This is a genomic window from Leptolyngbya sp. AN10, from assembly GCF_050565645.1.
Lineage (GTDB): Bacteria > Cyanobacteriota > Cyanobacteriia > Leptolyngbyales > Leptolyngbyaceae > Leptolyngbya.
The window spans coordinates 105881-128399 of the sequence record NZ_JBNXVP010000003.1 but is presented as its reverse complement, the minus strand read 5'-3'; the positions used below and the strand labels follow the sequence as shown (position 1 = coordinate 128399).

Annotated in this window: 16 protein-coding genes; 10 read left to right on the top strand and 6 right to left on the bottom strand. The window is 46.2% G+C overall.

Going from position 1 to position 22519, the window contains the following annotated elements; all coding sequences use genetic code 11:
• The first annotated feature begins 3 nt into the window (after positions 1–3).
• The 4 genes from ACQ4M5_RS05360 (at position 4) to ACQ4M5_RS05345 (ending at position 6042) form a co-directional block, all read left to right on the top strand.
• A complete protein-coding gene (locus ACQ4M5_RS05360) occupies positions 4–2181 on the top strand; it encodes a GumC family protein (RefSeq protein WP_430674578.1) in 2178 nt (725 codons plus the stop codon).
• Positions 2182–2727: 546 nt separating this feature from the next.
• A complete protein-coding gene (locus tag ACQ4M5_RS05355; RefSeq protein ID WP_430674577.1) occupies positions 2728–4230 on the top strand; it encodes an ABC transporter substrate-binding protein in 1503 nt (500 codons plus the stop codon).
• An 88-nt stretch (positions 4231–4318) separates the two neighbouring features.
• Entirely contained in the window at positions 4319–5197 is an 879-nt protein-coding gene (locus ACQ4M5_RS05350; protein WP_430674576.1) for an ABC transporter permease, read from the top strand.
• A 29-nt stretch (positions 5198–5226) separates the two neighbouring features.
• Positions 5227–6042, top strand: a complete 816-nt coding sequence (locus ACQ4M5_RS05345) for an ABC transporter ATP-binding protein (protein WP_430674800.1) — start codon at positions 5227–5229, stop codon at positions 6040–6042.
• A 197-nt stretch (positions 6043–6239) separates the two neighbouring features.
• Here the strand turns inward: ACQ4M5_RS05345 and ACQ4M5_RS05340 are convergent, their stop codons facing one another.
• Positions 6240–8183, bottom strand: coding sequence for a LysR family transcriptional regulator (locus ACQ4M5_RS05340; protein WP_430674575.1), 1944 nt, complete (start codon positions 8181–8183; stop codon positions 6240–6242).
• Between the two features lie 266 nt (positions 8184–8449).
• On the opposite strand from ACQ4M5_RS05340, the gene ACQ4M5_RS05335 reads away from it, so the two are divergent.
• The 6 genes from ACQ4M5_RS05335 (at position 8450) to ACQ4M5_RS05310 (ending at position 14332) form a co-directional block, all read left to right on the top strand.
• A complete protein-coding gene (locus ACQ4M5_RS05335) occupies positions 8450–10153 on the top strand; it encodes a fumarate reductase/succinate dehydrogenase flavoprotein subunit (protein WP_430674574.1) in 1704 nt (567 codons plus the stop codon).
• 26 nt (positions 10154–10179) lie between these two features.
• Positions 10180–10407, top strand: a complete 228-nt coding sequence (locus tag ACQ4M5_RS05330; protein WP_190376825.1) for a 4Fe-4S dicluster domain-containing protein — start codon at positions 10180–10182, stop codon at positions 10405–10407.
• Between the two features lie 9 nt (positions 10408–10416).
• Positions 10417–11385, top strand: coding sequence for a HEAT repeat domain-containing protein (locus ACQ4M5_RS05325; protein ID WP_430674573.1), 969 nt, complete (start codon positions 10417–10419; stop codon positions 11383–11385).
• The gene (locus ACQ4M5_RS05320; RefSeq protein ID WP_430674572.1) at positions 11378–12466 is read left to right on the top strand and encodes a P-loop NTPase; all 1089 of its coding nucleotides are present in this window, start codon (positions 11378–11380) and stop codon (positions 12464–12466) included. The genes ACQ4M5_RS05325 and ACQ4M5_RS05320 overlap by 8 nt, the downstream gene beginning before the upstream one ends.
• A 73-nt stretch (positions 12467–12539) precedes the next feature.
• The gene (locus ACQ4M5_RS05315; protein ID WP_430674571.1) at positions 12540–13601 is read left to right on the top strand and encodes a YeiH family protein; all 1062 of its coding nucleotides are present in this window, start codon (positions 12540–12542) and stop codon (positions 13599–13601) included.
• A gap of 8 nt (positions 13602–13609) precedes the next feature.
• A complete protein-coding gene (locus tag ACQ4M5_RS05310; protein ID WP_430674570.1) occupies positions 13610–14332 on the top strand; it encodes a sulfite exporter TauE/SafE family protein in 723 nt (240 codons plus the stop codon).
• A 484-nt stretch (positions 14333–14816) separates the two neighbouring features.
• Here ACQ4M5_RS05310 and ACQ4M5_RS05305 read toward each other — a convergent pair whose 3' ends face one another.
• Genes ACQ4M5_RS05305 through ACQ4M5_RS05285 form a run of 5 tightly spaced genes read right to left on the bottom strand, consistent with a single transcriptional unit; the run spans position 14817 to position 22498 of the window.
• Complete coding sequence (locus ACQ4M5_RS05305) at positions 14817–16337, bottom strand: response regulator (protein ID WP_430674569.1); 1521 nt, start codon at positions 16335–16337, stop codon at positions 14817–14819.
• 5 nt (positions 16338–16342) lie between these two features.
• Positions 16343–17302 (bottom strand): chemotaxis-specific protein-glutamate methyltransferase CheB, encoded by a 960-nt coding sequence (cheB, locus tag ACQ4M5_RS05300; RefSeq protein WP_430674568.1) that lies wholly within the window; start codon positions 17300–17302, stop codon positions 16343–16345.
• The gene (locus tag ACQ4M5_RS05295; RefSeq protein WP_430674567.1) at positions 17299–20199 is read right to left on the bottom strand and encodes a response regulator; all 2901 of its coding nucleotides are present in this window, start codon (positions 20197–20199) and stop codon (positions 17299–17301) included. The genes cheB and ACQ4M5_RS05295 overlap by 4 nt, the downstream gene beginning before the upstream one ends.
• A 4-nt stretch (positions 20200–20203) precedes the next feature.
• Positions 20204–20950, bottom strand: coding sequence for a chemotaxis protein CheW (locus ACQ4M5_RS05290; protein WP_430674566.1), 747 nt, complete (start codon positions 20948–20950; stop codon positions 20204–20206).
• Positions 20951–20965: 15 nt separating this feature from the next.
• Complete coding sequence (locus tag ACQ4M5_RS05285) at positions 20966–22498, bottom strand: HAMP domain-containing methyl-accepting chemotaxis protein (RefSeq protein ID WP_430674565.1); 1533 nt, start codon at positions 22496–22498, stop codon at positions 20966–20968.
• Positions 22499–22519: the final 21 nt, after the last annotated feature.

Genomic DNA, 22519 nt, shown 5'->3' with positions numbered 1-22519 from the left:
CTTATGGTTCCATCGATCGTAAAACGTTATTTCTTAGCTGTTAATCGCTACAAGTGGTTGATTCCAGCCGGAGTCGCTGTGGGTTTTGGTGCGGGTGGCGTGGTGGCAATTCAACCCGATCCACCCCCCAGTTTTCTTGCAGAATCTACCTTAGTTTCAAATGCGCCTCCGATTACCTTTTCTACGATCGGTTCTCAAGTGCGCCAACCTGTCGAAGCTTTCACAGAAGATACGCTGCTAACCGATCAAGTCATTGAAGGCGTTGCCAAAGAAGTTGGACTGAAGCCTGATGTTTTAAGGAAGGGAGCCACGATCAGAATTAAAGGCGGCGGTGATCCAAAAGACGCAACGGCTCAAAAAGCGGAAGTACAAGTCACTTACAAAGACGGCGATCAGAAACGTGCAGGTGAGGTGATTAGTCAACTGTCTCGGCAATTAGTCGAACAAAGTCGATTGAACAATTCGGCACGACTCCGATCGATTATTAGCGCGATCGAACAACGCTTGCCCAAAGTAAAGCAAGAACTCTCTGATGCGGAGAGAACGCTTGAACAATACGATCGCACCGAAGGACCTCAATTGTTTGCGGCTCAGGACGGCAATATCATTAAGTCGATCGCAGGCAGTCAACAACAACAGCAACAACTAAGATTACAGCTAGATGGCATCAATGCTCAGATTAGTAGCATCGAAGAAAAGCTCGGACTCGACCCCAATCAAGCGTATGTTTCATCTGCGTTGAGTGCTGATCCGATTATTGCAAGTCTCCGCGCTCAATTACAGCAAATCGAATCGCAAATGTCTGTATTGCTCAAAGATTTGCGTCCTGAACATCCGCAAGTGGTGACATTACAAAAACAACAGCAAGCTTACGAAGAAGAAATTCGTAAACGGGCAACCGAAGTGATTGGCGGAAATGGTCAAGTTGCTCCATTGATTGGAAATGTGCGACAGGATAGTAGTCTTGATCCAGCACGTCAACAATTAGCAAACACACTGGTTAACTTACAAACTCAGAAAGAATCCTTAGAGCAGCAGATTGTTTCAACTGTGCGATCGGAACAAGAGCTTCGACAACAGTTCTCCACCATTCCAAACAAGCAACTGGAACGAACTCGCTTAGAAGATCAAGTCAAGCTGAAGAAGAATCTCTACGATCAAATGCAGCAAAAGCTCGTAGATGCGAGAGCGGCTGAAGTTGAAATCGTCAGTAGCTTAGGATTAGCTCAATCACCAACCGTTTCTCCTACAGGTGTAAAAGCACCAAAGAGTATTCCGATTACGTTAGCTGTGGGCGCGATCGTAGGTCTAGTCGTTGGCGCAGGTGTAATCTTCCTGCTCGATACACTGGAGGGCACAATCTACACCGCAGAAGATTTACGAGAAGCGATTCGCCAAAGAGATGTTGCTATTCTCGGAATTCTGCCGTTGGTGAAATCCTTTATTCCCAATGACAATCCGATTCTAGTGAAACCCGATTCCCCTTATGCAGAGTACTATGAGCGATTCCGAAGTAATTTGCGCCTGACCGAATCGAAGAATCTGCGCGTGATCATGATGATTAGCACGATCGAGAATGAAGGCAAAACGACCACGGCTTATAACTTAGCGATCGCGTCTGCTCGTGCTGGAAAACGGACGTTATTGATCGAAGCGGATTTACGATCGTCTTCTGCCGCTCATCAAGTGAATCTCACGCTTGATCCAGATAGCCAACTCGAACCGCTGCGTTATCTAGGGCAAATTAGCGACTGTATTCGACTCGCTCCTGATGTAGAAAACCTTTATGTTGTGCCGAGTCCCGGTCCTCAAATGGCTGCGGCATCCTTACTCGAATCGAGCGAAATGCGCCGCTTGCTGGAAGATGCACGAGGACGATTTGATTTGGTAATTCTTGATTCTCCGCCGTTGAGCCAGTGTAATGATGCGTTGATTCTAGAACCGTTCACCGATGGAATGGTACTGGTGACTCGTCCGGGTGTGACACAGCGGAGTTTGCTGGAAGAAGCGATCGATCAACTTACTGAAACTGCAAGTTTACGCTTACTGGGTGCAGTGATGAGCGGCGTTGATGTGCAACTCCCACGTGCGGCTGAAGAAGCCCTGATGAATGACGCGAAACAGTGGTTATTTGATCCGAATACGGAAACGGAAAGTGTGGTGATGAGAGATCGGAACTAAACCCGGACGCTCTGCAAATTCCATCCATCTCACCTGAGTTGGACAGATTAGGATTTGAGAGTCAATTTCGCAGAAGTCGCAAAGCTCAGTTTATTTGTGCAATGAATCACAGCATTACACTGCGAAATCTTATCAGCGATCGCTATTCTTAACTGTAACAGTTGGTACGCGGCAACTAGAACTGATGGAGAAATCAAACCTTTGAAATAAGTTTAAGAATTGTTTTATGTATTTCCTAAAAAATGCACTTTTATGTGAGGTAATTAGAAGATAAATAACCACAGAAGAGAGCATCTTCTACTTTGAACGAGTAGACACTCTTCCTAAAAGATAAACATATTTTAGATATTTATAACATCAACTTAAATCAAAAAGGTCTTACGAACCAATGCCAAAATAAACTCATCAATTTGTTTTATGGATTCAATCGATCCCGTTATGAATAGAAAGAAAGGAAAGCCAATATCTGTATCCTTCCCTACAGTTGAGAGATGCTGAGACTGAATAAATAAGAGATACAAAACAAGCGTTGGAGCTATTTTAAGCATGAATAGACGGAGGTTGACTCGTCGAGGCTTTCTGCTTTCTTTGTCGCTCGGATCATTTGCTTTCGTCGCCGCGTGTTCTAATACTCAAGCCAGTAATTTATCAGGCAATACAGGTGCTAAAAAGGTAATTCGGATTGCGATCGGCACTCAAGATCAAGTGATTAATACAGCAACCGGAGGCTCTGTTATTCGCGAAGAGAAATTGCTTGAAAAATACTTGCCTAAGACGGGTAAGTATGAAAACGTGGAATACAAAATCGAGTGGTCAAGCTATACTTCAGGACCTCCAATCACAAACAAAATGCTTGCCAATCAGATTGATATTGGTATGATGGGTGATTTTCCACTGACCATCAACATGACCACTTTTCAGCAAAAAGGTGGGGGTGTAAATACACTCTATATCGGCACATTAGGCTACAGTGCATCTGGTGCTGGAAATGCAGTGCTAGTTCCAAAGGATAGTTCGGTCAAAACGCTGGCAGATTTGAAAGGGAAGCAAGTTTCTGTTCCGTTTGGTTCTGCTGCACATGGAATGTTGCTCAAGGCATTGAAGGGAGCGGGAATCGAGCCAGATAAGGATGTGAAGTTGGTGAGTCAAGCACCGGAAGTGGGTGGAACAAGTTTGCGAACCAATCAGATTGATGCTCATGCAAACTTTGTTCCTTTTGGTGAACTGTTTCCCTTCAGAGGGTTTGCTCGTAAGATCTATGATGGTGCAGAACTTGGTGTTCCGACGTTTCATGGTGTGGTTGTGCGATCGGACTTTGCAAAACAATATCCAGAAGTGGTCGTTGCATACATGAAAGCACTGCTCGAAGCGAATAAACTCTTCCGCGAACAGCCTGAAGCGGTTGCTGCCAAGGTCGAGCAATGGTCTGGGGTTGAGAAGGAAGTGGTGTATATGTTTCTAGGTCCTTCTGGATTGCAGCGGCTTAATCCCAGCATTCGACAGCCGAATCTGGATGCGCTGAATAACAGTGTGACGACCTTAAAGCAATTAGGGCGACTAGATGCCAATATCAAAACTGAGGATGTCACCAAGTTTATTGATGATAGCTATCTAAAACAGGCGATGCAAGAAATGGGGATGAACGATGAGCAAGCTGCGACAGATGCAGATAAGTTCGTCATTACAGGTGAAGATGCGGAAACGAAGCAACCGATTCAGGATGCTAAACTGGCGGCGCAACTGTGGATCAAGGGTGAAGATAAAGTGAGAAGCTATGCCTCGATTCAGAATATGATGACGGCATTGAAAAAGCTTCAGGCAGACGGAAAGCAGGCAATCAGCGCGATCTTTGTTCACGATCGCACAAATGGGTGGAAGCTGTTTGCGGAGAATTCGTTCTTTGTTCGCGGGAATGACGGGATTTCTGCATTCTTGACTGAGAAAGAGGCTCAAACCTTTGCTCAACAGAGTGGCGCTCAGGTGGTCGGATTTAGAGGTTTACAGGAGTTTTACGCACAGGAACCCCAGCCTAGTTTAGCAGTGCGATAAATTCGATGCGCTTTGATACAGTCAGGAATGCACTGGAGGTGAAACAATGTGTTCCTAACTGTTCTATTCACCGATTGGAGGCATTTTTATGTCTAGCTCGTCTTCTGGACGATCGACAAAAGCGAGTATCGCCGATCGCGGGAGTCTTCTGTTTTCACAGGTATTTCAAACATCAGAAAGTACTTCACGGCTCAATCCAGTCAGACTGTTACTACGAGTTCTTTCACTGGTTCTGTTTTTTGGAATTTGGCAATTTCTTTGTGCAATTAAGTTTCAATTCTTTATTAACTTTGCATTTCTGCCTTCTCCTCTAGAAGTGCTGGGTGCAACGGTTAAGTTTTTCTCGAACAATCCAATGGTGCATCTTCAAGCGAGTGTGCTGCGGGTATTGTTGGGATATGCGATCGCTGTATTGTTGGGGGTTAGTTTAGGAATTGTGATCGGCTGGTTTCAAAAGATTGAAGATCTTGTGTTTCTGCCGCTCGAAATTCTGCGTCCAATTCCTGCTGTGGCTTGGATTCCGCTCGCAATTCTAATGTTTCCTGATGCAGAATCGGGAATGATCTACATTACGTTTATCGGTGCATTCTTTCCGATCTTGATTAGTACAATCAAAGGGGTTGAAGGGACGGATTTACTATTACTGCGCGTTGGACAATGCTTGGGGGCGCAACAATGGCACGTCTTCAAAGACATTGTGATTCCGGGAGCAATGCCGAGTATTGCAAGCGGATTAGTCATTGGAATGGGCAATTCTTGGTTTTGTTTGGTGACGGCTGAGATTTTGGCGGGACGCTTTGGAATTGGCTATCTGACTTGGGAATCTTATGTGACTTCTAACTATCCGCCGATCGTGATGGGAATGTTGCTGATCGGACTGATGGGATCGCTGAGTTCCTATGCGGTCGATCGTCTCACTCATGTATTAATGCCTTGGCGCATCACGAAGAAAGGAAACGCCAACTAATTCGGATGTAGAGGATAGCAATCGTGGCAATGTTAATCGAGCAAGGAACTCCACAACAAGCACTCAAAGGACTTGTGGAAGTCGAAGATCTATCAATCTGTTTTAAGCGAAAAGGGCAGCTAATTCCGGTGCTAGAGTCGATCAACTTTACGATCGAACCAGGTGAGTTTGTTTGTTTACTCGGTCCATCAGGATGCGGAAAATCGACTATTCTGAACGCGATCGCAGGATTTATCAAGCCTCATCGGGGTTCTGTGATGGTCGATCGTAAAGCTGTTGTGCGTCCGGGAGCCGATCGCGGATTTGTGTTTCAGCAGTATTCGCTCTTGCCTTGGAAAACCACGTTTCAAAATGTGGAATTTGGGTTGAAGATTCAAGGCATTCCTGCTGAAAAGCGCAAAGAGATTGTAAACTACTATCTCAATCGCGTGGGTTTGTACAAGCATCGTCATTCTTATCCTTATCAACTATCGGGAGGAATGCAACAACGAGCAAGCATCATTCGGGCATTGGTTAACTCTCCTTCGGTGCTGTTGATGGATGAACCGTTTGCGGCGTTGGATGCTCAGACTCGACACATGATGCAGGAACTCCTGCTGGATATCTGGAGTGAGTTGAAAGCAACCGTGATTTTTGTGACACATGACATTGAAGAAGCGGTGTTTTTGAGCGATCGCATTTTTGTGATGGGGGTTAGTCCAGGTCGAATTAAGCAAACGGTTGATGTGTTTCTAGAGCGACCAAGACACACTGATATCATGCTTTCCTCAGAGTTTCTACAACTGAATCGTGAGATCTTTGAATTGATTCGAGAAGAAACGCTGAAAAGCATGGAGTTGGATTAACGTGAGTACTACAGAGGTGATCGCTTCGTTTGGGTCGGCTTCAGCCCCCTAAATCCCCTAAAATTGGGGAACTTTGAGTGAAACAAAGTTCTCCAATTCGAGTAATCCCTCAGATTCAAAGTCCCCCAGAATGGGGGATTTAGGGGGCGAACCCCGAAGAATTTGCCACTCGAAGAATCCATCGAATTCACATTAGACTAAGCTCCAATGTGCTGCAAAAACTCTGGCTGAATCCATTGATTCAAGTTGATTGTTTGTAAATTCTGGTTGCCCGGAATCTGGCTCAATTGATCAATGTGTAATTTCAGCCAGTCCGGGCGGATTTGCATCTCTGAAAAGAAGCGTCCCGACTGGTTGTTCTGGTGCGAATTGCTTAGGATTTGAACAATCATTTCTGGATCGAGATGCGTCCATTTTGCAACTAAAGAGGGTGCGGCTGGCGTTGTGTCGTACCAGTATTGTGCTGCGGATAACGCTCGAAGATAAGCGATCGCAATTTCTGGATATTGTTCTACAAACTCACTTGCTACAACTACACCATAGAATGCAGGTAACGCTTCAGGATTGCACCCTTCAAGGTAGCGAAACTGTCCTCGACGACAAGCAATTTCGTGAAATGGCGCAAAGTGCGCGTAACTATCTGCGTATTGTTCAGAGAACTCGAACGGATCAGCTTGTTGCTTGAAGGGAAGCAAGTTAACTTGATCTAAAAGCTTGGTCGCATTGAGCGATCGTAGTACCATTCCATGTGCAGAAGAGCGCAATGGAACCGCGATCGCTCGTCCGCGTAAGTCATCGACACTTTGAAGCTGAGAACGATTCGGGACAACAACTGCATTGCAAGAACCATCAGGGTTAGTTGAGACAAAGCTAATCAGGCGAGTCTTTTGCTCAATTTCGGCACTGAGCAGCAAGGGATAGTCTCCGAGAACACCGATGTTTAATTGTTGCGATCGCAGTCCATCGACGATCGGTGCTCCGGTGGAAAAATCTTGCCATTGAATTTGGTACTGAGTCGAACTATAGCGACCTTCTTTTGGTAAGAAATGTTCGAGCAATCCGAGTCGCTGCATGATTAGCCCTGCTGTAATGGCAGGAATCGTATTGTTTTGAACTCCTATGGAAAGCGTGAGAACTTCAGGACGTTGGGAGGAAGTGCTACGACGAATGAAACTCGGAGAGCGTAAACGAACCACAGTCGAGGTTGCTTTTTTTGCTTCTAGTAGATTGATTAGTTTTTGGGTGGGATTAAGATTACGCGATCGACGACTTGAGGAATTCGCTGTATTCGTCTGGCTTAAACGTCGAGGTGTGACGAGATACATTGAGCCAGATAGAGCGAATTCCTGAAGTGGAATCGCAGTCATGGTGCCTAGCTCACACTCTGGCTGAAAGTCGAAGTTTGTTGCAAATCCGAGATAGTTCCCCTGCATCATGTAAGTTCGCATCAAACTCATCGTATCGACCGTTTCAAACTGAAGAAATCGATCGAGCGAATGCCCTAGCTCTGACAATCGGGATTCTAAAACTAAACGGCTCGGTGTACCTGGAGGAAGTAGTGCCCATCGGTACTTTCTTAGGTCGGTTAAGCTCAACCATCTTTGTTTGGCGAGTGGATGGTTGTGAGCAACAAATAGATGATAGGAGATGGTGTCGATCGCAGTTGTTGAAAGCTCTGAGAATTCCTCAAAGTTCACATCAGAAATGCCGACATCAACACTTTGGCTGGTCATAGCTTGATACAGCAATTCGGCTGACTCAAACACGAGACATTGAACCTGAATGCTCGGATATTTCTGTCGATATTCAAACACAATTTTTGGCAACCAACCTTCAGCAAGTGCCATCGTGCAGCCGATTTTTAGACTGCCATATTTCCCTTTTTTAATATCTTCAATCTTTTGAATGAGCTGATTTTCAACTTGAATCAGTTTTGCCCCTTCTTCCAATAGAAACTCGCCAACTTCTGTAAGTTGGATCTTACGACCCAAGCGATAAAACAGCGATGTTCCTAATTCGGATTCTAATGATTTAATCTTAGCGCTTACGGCTGGCTGAGTTAGATTGAGCGCATCGGCAGCCTCAGTAAAACTCAAATGACGAGCGACTTCTAGAAAAACTCGAATCTGATAAACTTCCATCGCTTTACAACCTCATGGGGTGTTTGCTGATCATATCAGTCGATTAATTCAATTCGTTTATTAGTTCATAAAATACCGCAATAAGGAAAATCAAAAATGTGCCGCACAATGAAAACAGTCGGGTTTGATGACCTCTTCTGCTGAGTGAACTTCTCTTGTAGAAAGATGTTTCTAATCAAGTCGGTTTCGCTGATTTTTTCTGTAGTGTTTGAGACAGTTTTCAGCGCGAAACTAAAATTCTGTCCATCAATCAGGAGGCTTTTTGGGTGAATACTCAATGGATGAAGACGGATGTGCTAGTCATCGGGGGCGGAACGGCTGGAACAATGGCAGCCATCAAAGCGAAACAAGCGAATCCCGATGGTGAAGTGCTAATTTTGGAAAAAGCAAATATCCGTCGCAGTGGCGCGATTGCAATGGGAATGGATGGCGTGAATACGGCTGTGATTCCCGGCAATTCGACTCCGGAACAGTATGTGAGAGAAATTACGATCGCCAATGATGGAATTCTCAATCAGAGTGCCGTTTATCAAACTGGGAAACTCGGCTTTTCTGTGATTCAAGAACTCGAAAAGTGGGGCGTAAAGTTTCAAAAAGATGCTCAAGGCAACTATGACCTCAAACAAGTGCATCGAGTCGGTAAGTACGTTTTGCCAATGCCAGAGGGAAAAGATCTAAAAACGATTCTGGCGCGTCAAGTGAAGCGTCACAAAGCACAAGTCACGAACCGAGTAATGGCAACTCGTGTTTTAGTTCGAGATGGACGTGCGATCGGTGCAGTGGGGTTTGATGTTCGCAATGGTGATTTTGTCGTCATTCAAGCGAAGGCTGTCATTCTCTGTACTGGAGCTTGTGGACGATTAGGTTTACCTGCTTCGGGTTATCTATATGGAACGTATGAGAACCCAACGAATGCAGGTGATGGTTACTCGATGGCGTATCATGCAGGCGCAGAACTAAGCAACATCGAATGTTTCCAGATCAATCCGTTGATGAAAGACTACAACGGACCTGCGTGTGCTTATGTTGCTAGTCCGTTTGGTGCTTACACTGCAAATGCACAAGGACATCGCTTTATTAGCTGCGACTACTGGAGCGGTCAAATGATGCTGGAAGTGTGGAAAGAGCTTAACTCTGGTAAAGGTCCAATTCAGCTAAAGATGACTCATTTAGATGAGAATACTATCTCTGAAATTGAGTCGATTTTGTGGTCAAACGAGCGTCCCAGTCGGGGCAGATTCCATGAAGGGCGAGGTGAGAACTATCGCACCAGTGGAGTTGAGATGAACATTTCTGAGATTGGACTATGCAGCGGTCATAGTGCTTCTGGTGTCTGGGTGAATGAAAGGGCTGAAACTTCAGTTCCAGGACTCTACGCAGCAGGTGATATGGCAAGTGTGCCGCATAACTACATGATCGGTGCATTTGTGTTCGGGCGAATTGCTGGAGAAAATGCAGTCGAGTACAGTCAGAGCTTAGATCACGTTGATCCTGATCCAGAGTTCCTTACCGCCGAGAAAGCGAGAATTTATGCACCGCTCGATCGACGAAATGGAATCCCGCACACTCAGGTTGAATACAAGCTCCGTCGCTTAGTCAATGACTATCTACAGCCTCCCAAATCTGCGAATCGGATGGAGATTGGACTCAGCAACTTTGTGCGCTACCACGACACGTTAGAGCTAATGGGCGCTCGTGATCCGCATGAATTAATGCGCTGCATGGAAGTTCACTTCATTCGGGACTGTGCAGAAATGGCAGCGAGAGCTTCACTGTTCCGCCGTGAGAGTCGCTGGGGACTGTATCACTATCGTGTAGACTATCCCGAAAAGAACAATGATGAATGGTTCTGTCATGTGCATCTGAAAAAGGATGATGCTGGAAACATGGTGCTATTCAAGCGTCCGATCGAGCCTTACATTGTCGATGTGGATGTCGAAACTGAAGTCTATGATGTTGCCGTTCGCTAAGTTGTTTAGAAGAGTGTGAAATTGCTATGGCTTTAGCAACTCAAAGAGTCGATGTTCCGGTCATTGTCGATGAATCAAAATGTCTTGAAAAATGTGTGGCTTGCATTGAGGTATGCCCACTGGATGTTTTAGCGAAAGACCCCGAAACAGGCAAAGCTTACATGAAGTACGACGAGTGTTGGTTCTGCTTACCTTGTGAAAAGGAATGTCCCACCAATGCGATTACTGTTCAAATTCCGTTCTTGTTGCGCTAGGAGAGAGTGATGGAAACGAATTCTGAACTGGCTCCCTGGTTGGAAATGCTACGATCGACACAAGTTGAAGATCGGCTTGTTGCGATTAAAACCTTGCAGCATCTTGGGGATGAAGAGGCTCTTACTCCTTTGATCGAAGCTCTAAAAGATGAGAGCTTATTAGTCCAAAAGTTAGCAGTTACGGCACTTTGGGAGTTTGCCAATCCCGCAGCAGTTCCCGCTCTGATTGAATGTTTGGCTTCGCCCGATGAAGAAATCCGAGACGAAGCGCGATCGGCATTAGGTGAATTGGTTGCTCCTGATCATCTCTTAATATTGCTAGATGCCTTACTACAAGATGATCCGAATCTTCAACTGAATGTTCTATTTCTGCTGCGGAAGATTCATGATGCTCAATCCTTGCCGTATGTGTTGCCCTTTTTTGAGTCTCCCAATCCAGCCCTGAGAGAGTCTGCGATCACAACATTACGCTATCTCAACCAAGTCGAACGCTGCCAGCCTGCATTAGCACTGATGTCCGATACAGATGAAAGTGTTCGACGAGCAACGGCTTTAACGTTGGGACATTTAAGCGATGTAGAAGTCGTTCCTCGACTGTGTGAAGCACTCACGAGCGATTCAGATTGGGAAGTTCGACGCAATGCAGCCAAATCTCTCGCGATTCATGCCGACAAAAACGCGATCGCATCTCTAGAAACTGCCGTAAAAGACAATCATTGGCAAGTTCGTAAATTTAGCTTACAAGCATTGCAGAAAATTCCAGACAATCGCTCTCTTCCTTTGTTTATTCAAGCCTTAACGGATGAGTATTCGGATGTCCGTCGAGATGCCGCGATCGCGCTTGGCATTTTGAAAAATAAAGCTGCCTTGAATCCGTTGCAGCAAGCCCTGGATGATCCCGATCGCGATGTTTGTATCTTTGCTCAACGCTCTATCCAGACCATTCAAGAAGCTTTGCAAGAACCCTCCAATGCCTAATCATCGATCGCCCTTTCAGACAGTTCACGAATCCTCTCCAGCCCCTACATCTGATCCGATTATCGAAGCTTGTCAACAAGAAGTCATAGAACTGCTCAAAACCATCATTGAGCCGATTCTAAACAACAACATTGTGAGTTTAGGAATGGTTCGCAATCTTAGAGTTGTCGATCGCTATGTTTATCTGCGTCTCTATGTTGGCAAACATCAGCACGATTTGAAATCACAGATTGAGACGGTACTCTCACAACTTACTTGGTGCAAAAAGGCTTACATCCAACTCTGCACGATTCCAGGTGTGAGAACAACGTTAGCGATTTCGAGTGGTAAAGGTGGCGTTGGAAAATCAACAACTTCTGTGAATCTTGCGATCGCGCTAAGTCTGCAAGGTGCGAAAGTCGGATTGCTTGATGCAGATGTGTATGGTCCAAATATTCCTCAAATGCTGGGCTTGGGACATTCGCAGGTAAATACGATCGAGACTCCTGAAGGAACACGATTTATCCCTTTAGAAGCACACGGCATCAAAGTTATGTCGGTTGGACTTTTAGCAGAGCCAGATCATCCGCTAGCGTGGCGCGGTCCTGTTCTGCACAAAATCATTACTCAATTCATCCATGAGGTTGAATGGGGCGATTTGGACTATCTGCTGATTGATTTACCTCCGGGCACAGGAGACGCTCAAATTACGATCGTTCAAGAAAGTCCGATTTGCGGAGTCCTACTCGTCACCACACCGCAGCAAGTTGCGATCGCAGATGTCCGCCGTAGCATTCATATGTTTCGTCGAGTCGGAATTCCGGTTCTCGGCATCATCGAAAACATGAGTTATCTCCTCTGTGGACACTGCGGCGAACCTACACCAATTTTTGGTAGCGGTGGCGGACAACAGTTAGCCGAAGAACTTCAAGTTTCCCTACTCGGACAAGTCCCGATCGAGGCTCGAATTTGTGCAGGTGGCGATTCTGGACAACCCCTAACAATGGCTGATCCGACTTCATCTGTCGGGCAAGTCTTTCTCAACATCGCTTCAGCACTTGATAGAACATTCTGCTCGAAGAAAGACGCAGTTCTGTGCTGATTTGAAGTCTATAACAGCCTTGCTTTGTTAGAAAAAACTCAAAGCAAGGCGAATTCTTAGTTGAACTAGAATAATGCGACAAAAAGTAAATAGCGCTAAGCCATTAGCAGGCGTAAAGATATTGCAAGGTGATTTCTTTTCTCAGGCGATCGCACAGGCAAAATCGGGCATAGCACAAATTCAATCCGGAGTACTGCTTGCTTGCGGCTTGGCAGCGATCGCTTATCTACTCCGACTAGCTCCCGGATTCAATCTGTTTAGTCCACTCATTTTAGCAATCCTGCTAGGAATTTTAGTGCGAAACACAGTTGGAGTAGCACCAAAATGCCAAGCGGGAATTCATTTCACAATGAGGAGACTTCTCCGGTTTGCGGTCATTCTGCTTGGCATTCAACTCAGCCTAGTACAAGTTCTCTCGGTTGGGATCACAGGATTAAGCATCATCGTGATCACCTTATTGAGTACCTTTTGGCTGACCTGTCGAATTGGACAACGATTGGGAGTGAGTTCTAGCTTGACTCGTCTCATTGCTGCGGGAACATCAATTTGTGGTGCTTCTGCGGTAATTGCAGCCAGTACAACAACTGAAAGTGTGGATGAAGATGTGACTTATGCGATCGCCATTGTGACGCTGTTCGGAACAATATCGATGCTTTTGTATCCATTGCTATCTGGACAATTGCAACTAACGCCAGAAGCATTTGGACTATGGTGCGGGGTTTCGATTCACGAAGTCGCTCAAGTAGTCGCAGCAGCTTTTCAGGCGGGTCCGGTGAGCGGAGAAATCGCCACAATTTCAAAACTATCACGAGTGCTTTGGTTAGCTCCAATGATCCTCATGCTTGGGTCAATGTCTAAAGCTTCTAACCCAAAATCACGGGTAACAATTCCTTGGTTTGTCGTTTATTTTATGCTTCTGATTCTTCTCAATAGCTTAAACTTAATCCCGCAACCCTTAAAAATAACTATTGGACAACTGAATCAAATTCTATTGACAATCTCGATGGCAGCAATGGGTTTAGAAACAAGGTTGAATCAGATTCAAAAGATTGGGCTAAAACCTCTGTATTTAGGTGCTTTGTCTTGGTTGTTTATTTCGATTTCTAGCTATGCTTTAATTCAAGTGTTTTACTAATCGTTTGCATGGAACTCACTGCTTTAACGATCGCGACCGCTTTAATCTTGTTTGTTTGCACCTCAGTTCGTTCAGCGATCGGTTTTGGCGATGCGCTTTTAGCAATGCCGCTGCTAGGGATGATCATGAGTTTGCGAACAGCGACTCCTGTTGTTGCATTCACTGGTTTTATCATCAGTTTAATCATTCTGGTTTTCGATCAAGATAGTGTTGATCTAAAGTCAGCCTGGAGACTGATTATTGGCACAATCATCGGAGTTCCCTTTGGATTACTGCTATTACAGTACGCCCCTGAGAAACTAATCAAGGTTGGGTTAGGGATCATCTTAATCCTGTATGGGCTATATAATCTCGCTTCTCCTAAATTCCCTCAACTTCACCATGAGCGATACGCAATTTTCTTTGGGTTCGTCGCAGGAATCTTAGGAGGTGCGTACAATACCAATGGTCCACCGATCGCAATTTATGGAGTTCTGCGGCGTTGGTCAGCGACTTATTTCCGGGCAACGATGCAGTGCTATTTTCTGTTTTCAGGGATTGCTACGATCGCAGGTCATGGACTTGCAGGACTATGGACTCCGCTCGTTTGGCGTTTATTTCTGTGGTCAGTTCCTGGCATTAGTATTGGTATATATATCGGTAGCAGAATTAATCGCATCATTCCGCAGCCCATGTTCAATCAGATTATCTTTGGCTTACTGGTCGTAGTTGGCTGCATATTTTTGCTATGACTTTAGCATTATTGCATGAATCAGGGTTGCAGACCAGACGAACCTTGTCTCCCTGGAGGCTATTCACAATGCCTAAGTCCGATTCCAAAGCAACCCCCAAGTTTGGCAGGGCTAATTTAAGATTGTCAGAGAAATCCTGGAAGCTTTTTACTTCGTTTAACCTCAAATGATGCTGAAACGAGAAATCAAAGTTATGAATATTCTTTTTGACCTTAAATTAGCCCTGCCAGAATTGGGGGTTGGGGGCGACTCCGAGGATGCCCTAATCCAAACTTCTACTGCTATATCTAAGCGCGAAACAAGTTGCGAATTGATTGCGGGAATCAGGGTGAAGCTATCGTATGGATTGTCATGCTGGACAGCATTGCCACAATTCAATTGCTCGCGTTCGTGGTGGTCAGCACAACTTTGCAACCAAATTCGTAAGTTTTGTGGGCTTTGGCAATGTACTCGACTTCTGGCTTAGGCTAACTAATCCCGCCAATTACTTCTCATCAAATGCCCATACGCCGTTCCAATGCTCAGGAATTCCACGGTCAGTCAAAATCTCGATTCGCTCTAGATAAAGTTTTGCTGTCTTGTCGAAAGCATTGACAGCTAGGACTCGCTCAAAATCAGCTTTCGCATTGATTAGATCTCCAGCCCGGTAATGCTCTAATCCTTGTTTCCAATCCGCTTGGGTTTGCAGTTTAAGCGATCGCACCATTTCTACTTCCGCATCGAGAATTTCATACACTCCGATCGGCTCATTGCGTCCTTTAACGATCGCACGATCGAGAAATCGAATCTGATACGCTTCAGGATGACTCATGTGTTCGAGTGCCTGCTCTGAGATTAAGAGCGACACACCATAGAATTTAGTGAGTCCTTCTAGTCGTGCAGTGAGGTTGACAGTATCGGAGAACGCATCGCCCTGCATTCGATTTTCCTCACCGACCATGCCCAACATCATGTGCCCAACGTGAACTCCGATCCCAACATTGATTGGGAGCCAGCCATCTTGTTGACGTTTTTGGTTGTACTGCTCGACGGCTCTGAGCATTGCGACTCCGGACGCGATCGCGTCGTCTGCACCTTCAGGAAAAACTCCCATCAAGCCATCGCCTAAAAATTTGACAATCAAGCCGTGATTGTTGCGAATTTCAGGGCTGACCCGTTTGAGATAAGCATTGACAAAGCCAAAGTTCTCTTTTGGGGTCATTCCTTCGGAGATAGTGGTAAACGATCGAATGTCAGAGAACATGACTGCCATTGTTTTGCTGACATGATCGCCCAGTTGCACATCCATAATGCTTTCTCTACGCAGAAAGCGCATAAACTCGTGCGGCACAAACCGACCACAGGCTTTGAGTAACTCCTCTAGCTTGTAATTTGCCTCGATCATTTCTTTTTCCCGCGCTTTCACGGTGTTGACCATGTGAGTAAAGACCCTTGCTAGTTGACCCAACTCATCACTACGCTGGGCGACTTCAGTTAATTTGTCGGGCTGAAACGCATCGCGCTCAACATCCGAAGCGGCTGTCGTGACTTTGCCAACCTGCTCAATGTATGCTGACTGCCGCAAAATTTCTGCTTTAAACAAAGATTCTGCTTCTTGCCGCTTGAGAAAGTTCACGTAGGCTCTAGAGTGATAGCGAATGCGAGCAATTAGCTCTCTTGGATCAGGTAGTTTGACTAAATAATCATTCGCACCGAGTTCAAATGCTTTGGCTTTAATCGTTGGATCTTCTTTGCTTGATAGCACAATTAATGGAGTATGGCAGGTTGGGGCATCGTGCGATCGCAAAAATTGCACGAGCAACAATCCCTCCATTTGTGGCATCACGAGATCTTGCAGAATGACCGTCGGCTGACACTGTTGGGCAACATCAAGCGCCTCGGTAGGGTCGCTACAATAATGAAATACAAGGTCTGTTTCTGGTGCTAACATCCGCCGAATCGCTTCAGCAATAATGGATTGATCGTCGATCAATAGCACTGTAATTTGTTCATCTAAAGAAGTCATAGCGATTAGAATTTTAGGGTGGATAATGTCGTTGCAATTGCTTCTGGAGACAGAACATCGATCGCGGCATTTAACTCAACGGCGGCTTTTGGCATTCCATACACGACACAGCTTTCTTCGCTTTGAGCGATCGTTTGCCAGTTTTGTCGTCTGAGGGCTTGTAGTCCGGCTGCACCGTCGCGCCCCATCCCAGTTAGTAAAATCCCGATGCCTTGACGAGTCCAGTGTTGCGCGACACTTTTGAAAAAGACATCAACCGATGGGCGATAAGCATAGTCGATCGGGTGCGGTGTATAGTCAAGCGTTCGATCGGGTTTGAGGTAGAGATGATCGTTCGTGCCTGCAATCAAGACGGTTCCGCGTGTGGGGCGATCTCCGGTGACGGCAATCCGGACGGGTAAGGCAGTATACTGACTCAGCCAGTCGGCAAATCCAGCCGAAAAGTGAGCATCGACGTGCTGCACAATGACGATCGCGGCTCTGAAGTTTGTGGGGAGTTGGGCGAGAATTGTGGCAAGTGCTTTTGGTCCTCCGGTCGATGAGCCGATCGCAATGAGTGGAACCATTCCGCCTCTAGTTGCTGGTTTAAATTCGTGCGGTGAATTTAATCGCTTGCTGATTCTTGAAACCTTAGCTAAAAGCTCATCTGCTCCGGTGTTCTTTAGATCCGATAAATCGACCACATCGATCGCACCTTGCTCGATCGCAGCATACACGGTTGAGATGTTTTGTTGACTAACAGTGGTCATGAGAGTACGACAAGGTGCTTTCTTTAGAATCTGCTCGATCGCGGTTCGCGAGAGTCGTGCATCTACCAAAATCAGATCGGGCGCGGATTGCAAACATTTTGTAATTGCTTCTGTACTATCCTTGGCTGTCCAGATCAGTTGATGCTGAGAAATTAGCACTTGTTTCAGTGTAGTGATTTCATCGGTTGAACTATTCACGATCGCAATTTTCATCATCGACCTACCAAGCTCACAACCGCATCGATCAAACTATCGTCATGAAAACTGCTCTTGGTGAGGTAGTAATCGGCTCCTGCTTCGAGTCCGCCGATTCGGTCTTCGGGTCGATCGCGATACGACACAATAATCACAGGGAGCGATTGTAATCGAGGATGATTTTTGATCTGCTTGACTAGCTCAATACCATTCATTCTCGGCATATCAATATCACTGATTACTAAGTCATAATGATGCGTTCGGATCGCATTCCAACCTTCTAGTCCATTCACTGCAACATCCACGTCATAGCCGCGATTTTCGAGCAGTTTACGCTCCATTTCTCGAACCGTGATCGAATCGTCTACGACTAAGATCTTTTTGCGTCGATCGACAATCATATCCGTTGCTTCTGTTTTGACTTTTGCCAGTCGCCCAGAAGTCAGCAACGTATCAATCGATCGCAGCATATCTGCGACATCGACAATGAGAATCGGTGATCCGTCTCCCAGTAGCGAGGTAGCACTAATATCAGGCACTTTCCCCAAACGCGGATCAAGCGGTCGCACGACTAAATCGCGTTCACCCAAAAACTTATCAACGACCAGTCCATAAGCATTCGATTGATCACTCGCGACCACAACCGAAAGCGATCCACTTTGAGGAGTGGGTTCAGGCAATTCAAGAATTTGATGAGCCGCGATTAAACCGATGTGCTGTTGATTTAGGGTGAAGTATTCGCGGTTTTCCACATCGGAAATTTGCGATCGTTCTACCGTCACAATCTGATCAATTCGAGCCAACGGAATCGCGTAAGGTTTACCAGAAATCTCAACCAGCAACGTTCTGACGACTGATAACGTGAGCGGCAATTGAAAATGAAAGCTCGTCCCTTTCCCGACTTGAGAAGCAGCGCGAACGGTTCCACCTACTTCTTGTGCCATGCTTTTCGCAATATCTAAACCAACACCCCGCCCGGAAATTTCAGTCACTTGCTTTGCAGTCGAAAATCCTGGCAGAAATAGAAACTCGAACAGTTCGGCATCACTGAGTTGTGCTGCCATTTCTGGTGTAGCTAGATTCTTGTTGATTACTTTGGAGCGCAACTGTTCTGGATTGATACCTTTGCCATCATCGACGATCGTAATCGCTAACATTCCACCCCGATGAAACGCTTCGAGGCGAATTGTTCCTTCTGCGGATTTTCCTGCTGCGGTACGTTCTTCGGGTGATTCAATCCCATGATCAGTCGCGTTTCTGAGAATGTGAGTCAGCGGTGCTTCGAGCTTTTTGAGAATGTCACGATCGACGGGTGTTGATTTTCCAACAATTTCTAGCTTGACTTGCTTATTTAACTTGTGAGCTAAATCGCGAATCATGCGCGGAAAGCCTTGCACTCCGTCGGCAAACGGACGCATATTTGAGGAGATGACTTCTCGATACAGTCGATCGGAAAGATTTGCTGTGCGCTGGGCATATAGTTCTAATTCGGTTAAGCGATCGCTCAAAAAACTAAAACACTCTTGTTCACGATGTCGAGCTTCTTTGAGTTGCTCTTTGCTTTCTTGGTCGTAAACTCCGCGATCGAGTGAGGTTTGGAGTTGTTCTAGACTCCGGGAAAGTTCGCTTAATCGTCGCTTGAGTGTCATCATCGAGTCTGCATACGGTTGCAGCCAGTTCGCTTCAATCAATGACTCTCCCGCTAATCCCATGATGCGATTCAAGTTTTCAGCACTAACGCGCACGACTCGATCTTGGGCAACCTGCTCTAAATTCTCAGTGCTTGCAGAACGTTCCTGAACTTTGCTCGGAGCAGTTTGCGAACCGTTCGTTGCTTGAGAATCTAAGGTTTTGCCGTTCGTTGAGTGATTGTTGCTTGAGTTAGTTTGTGCTGAATTGATAGTTTCAGGTGTTGGATTGCTATTTGTCGATCGAGTCACTTGAATACTTGGATCAAGAATTGCTGCGATCGCTGATTGTGTTGTTTCAAATGCTTGATGATGACTACTCAACCATGCGGAAAGTTCTGAATTGCTAACTTTGCTAATCCCTTGAATTAAATCGACAGCTTGCAGCAATACATCCACATCATCCGGTTTCAGCGTAATTGTGTTTTGTTGAGCCGCAACAAAGCAATCCTCCATCACATGAGCGATCTGGACGATCGCATCAAGCGACACAATTCGAGCCGCACCTTTAAGCGAATGAGCCGCCCGCATTAACGTTTCAAGTGCTTGTCCCGATTGTGAATTGTCCTCTAATGCCAGCACACCCTCATTCAGAATGGCAACCTGAGCTTCTGCTTCCAATCGAAACAAGTCCATCATTGAACTATCCACACTCACTTGCATTGGTGCTTCAAAGGGTTGAGGAGCTTCGAGCGTTGCGGCAGTCGTTTCTACTGGAAGTGAAACATTAGAGTTCTCTACTGATTGTTCATCGGGTAGAGTCGGAATCGCAGCACTCGACGCTTCAATCAATGGCGGATTAGGTGCAGGCTCTTTGATCTCCGAAACGGCAGGACTCAATGCCGCAGTTGCTTCTAGCGCTTTTTGAATCATGCTGAGATTCCAGGAATGCTCACTCAACCATCGATCGAGGTCGTCGATCGATGCTTTGCTCATATTCAGCAATAAGCGGCTCGCGTGTAGCAGATTCTCAATTTGCTCACCCGAAAGCGTCATTGTTTTGTGTTGCGCCGCAAGCAAGCTTCGGTGCATTAGATTCGCAAATTCAGCGATCGCATCCAGCTTGATCAGTCGTGCAGATCCCCAAACGGCATGAACCGCCCGACTAGCGCGATCGAGGTCCGGCATCGATTCTGGCTGTGTTTTGAGAACCGACAGCGATTCGGTTAAAATGCCAACCTGAGTTTCAACCTCGCGGCAAAACAGTTCCAGCTTTGAGTAAGTGTTCATCCGACTACAGAATCTTATAGTTTAGCGTGTAAAACAGTAACTCAGAGTCGAGATAGTTCACTTTCTGACCCTGCCAATGGACAATCCCCTGTGTGTATGCTTCCGCCGCTTTTGCAACCACGATCGGCGCATCGCGGAGTTCAGACAAATGAAAGCGAAACACTCCGTACACTTCATCTACGGGAAACACCCATTTTTCGTCACCTTGCCCCGCCAGAATCATCCGCTTAGTATGACTAGAATTCGATGAATTATCATCGATCGATTCTAAGTTGAGCAAATGACTGAGTGAAGCACAAAGTACAGTTTCTCCGCGAATGTTGACGAGTCCAAGGAACAGTTCGTTGCTGCGATGCGGGACAGGTTGAATCACACAGGGCGGTGTGACTTCCTGCAAAACTCGCACAGGTAGCGAAAGCCGCTCACTCCCCAAGCGAAAAATGATCACAGAAATGGCATCCACTGTCCGAACGATCGTGCCATCACTTTCAGCATCTTCCGAATCCGCAGGCATCTCAGTCAGAATATCAACCCACTCATCGAGATAGTTCTGTGGCGGTTCGCGCTTGAGTAAACTATCTCCTGCCGCCGCATAAACCGGACAATCATAGCAATGCATCACGGTTGTTAATCGATCGCACGATCGATCGCCCATCACCCCGATGCGATTCCAGCAATCATTCAGTTGAGCTTGCTCGATGCCTTCGGCACATGGGTTTGATTGATTCGTTGAAGTAGCTAAGTCGCGCATCATCGTTTTCCTTGATTAACGAGCACGAGCAATTTCGCGGCGGAGTCCTTGTGCTGCATCATCGAGTTGATCCAACGCGCTATTGGTTTCGCGCAGGGCATCTACGGTCTGATGAGAAGCTTGGCTGAGTTGCTCCATTGCTTCACTGATTTGCGAGGCACTTTCCGATTGGGCTTCCATATTGTGGCTGACTTGCTCAAACCGGGGCGGCAAACTTTGGACTTGCTGAATTACTTTCGCCACTTGATCGCCAATTTTGCTAACGCGATCGGCACTATCACCCACAGATTTGTTGAATTTATCCATTTCCATCACGCCCACAGAAACCGCTGACTGCATATCTTTAACGATTTGCTCGATTTCGAGGGTTGCGACAGCCGTTTGATTGGCAAGACGACGAATCTCACGTGCTACCACCGCAAATCCGGCTCCGTACTCTCCCGCTTTTTCAGCTTCGATCGCAGCATTGAGCGATAGCAAGCTTGTTTGATCCGCAACTTTAGTAATGGTGACAACAACGTTATTGATATTGTTCGCTTTTGCGTTCATCACCCCTAACTTGGATGAAATCGCTGCGGTCGCATCGGTTAAATGCCGCATCACGTCTTCCATTTCCACGAGTTCATCTTGGCTATCATTCGCCGAGACTGCGGTTGTTTGCGCCATTTCTGCGACTTGCTCCATTGTTCTCACTAACTGTCTGGAGGTAGACGCGATCGTTTGAGCCGTTGCGGTCACTTCATTCGTTGAAGCAAGCTGTTCGGCAACCGTCGCTTCGAGTTCTTTACCCGATGCTGCAATCTGAGTCGCAGATGTCGTGATTTGCACGACCGATTGCTGTAAGCGACGAATCAAAGCAGCACCGAGATAACGTCCGAGTAGAATGGCGCTCGCGGGTCCAAGCAGCATGGCTAAAATAGTCCAAGACCTTGCTTGATTCACATCTTGAGCCGCAATTTTCTCAGCTTGTTCTGCAACATCTTCATTGATTTTCAGCGATTCGAGTAGTGCTCCAGTTGCAGCTTCAAACGAAACGCGGTTTGCTCTAGCTCGATCGCGCAGTTGGGTTAAAACATCTGGTCTTGGAGCATCCGAATCAGTTGGGGTAGTTCTGCTGTCTAGATTCTGGCTCAGCTTGACATATTCTTCGTGGTCAGACTTCCATCGGTTCCAGTTTTCTAATAGCTTTTTATAGTTTCGCTCTTCTTCGTCGGTGCGCGGTGTTGCTTCATACTGCTTGAAGCCCTCATCAATCTGTGTCCATGCTCTTTTAATACGATCGAATTCGGTTTGGCGTTCTTGTGGACTCAGACCCGGAATTAACAAAGCACGTTCTGAAGATTCAATTTGGGTTTGTCCTTCGTTGACTTTCCACAGTCCAACCAAGCTCGGCAAGCTATTGTTTCCCAGCGTATCAATGCCGCTACTGAGGCGGATCGTGCTGACAAGACCGACAAAGGACACGATCAGAACTAACACGCCCATAAAAATAAAGGCGCTCATAATCCGACCTTTCAGAGATTTGTCTTTCGCGAAACTGTTAATCATGGTTGTTGTGTGTTTAAAGAG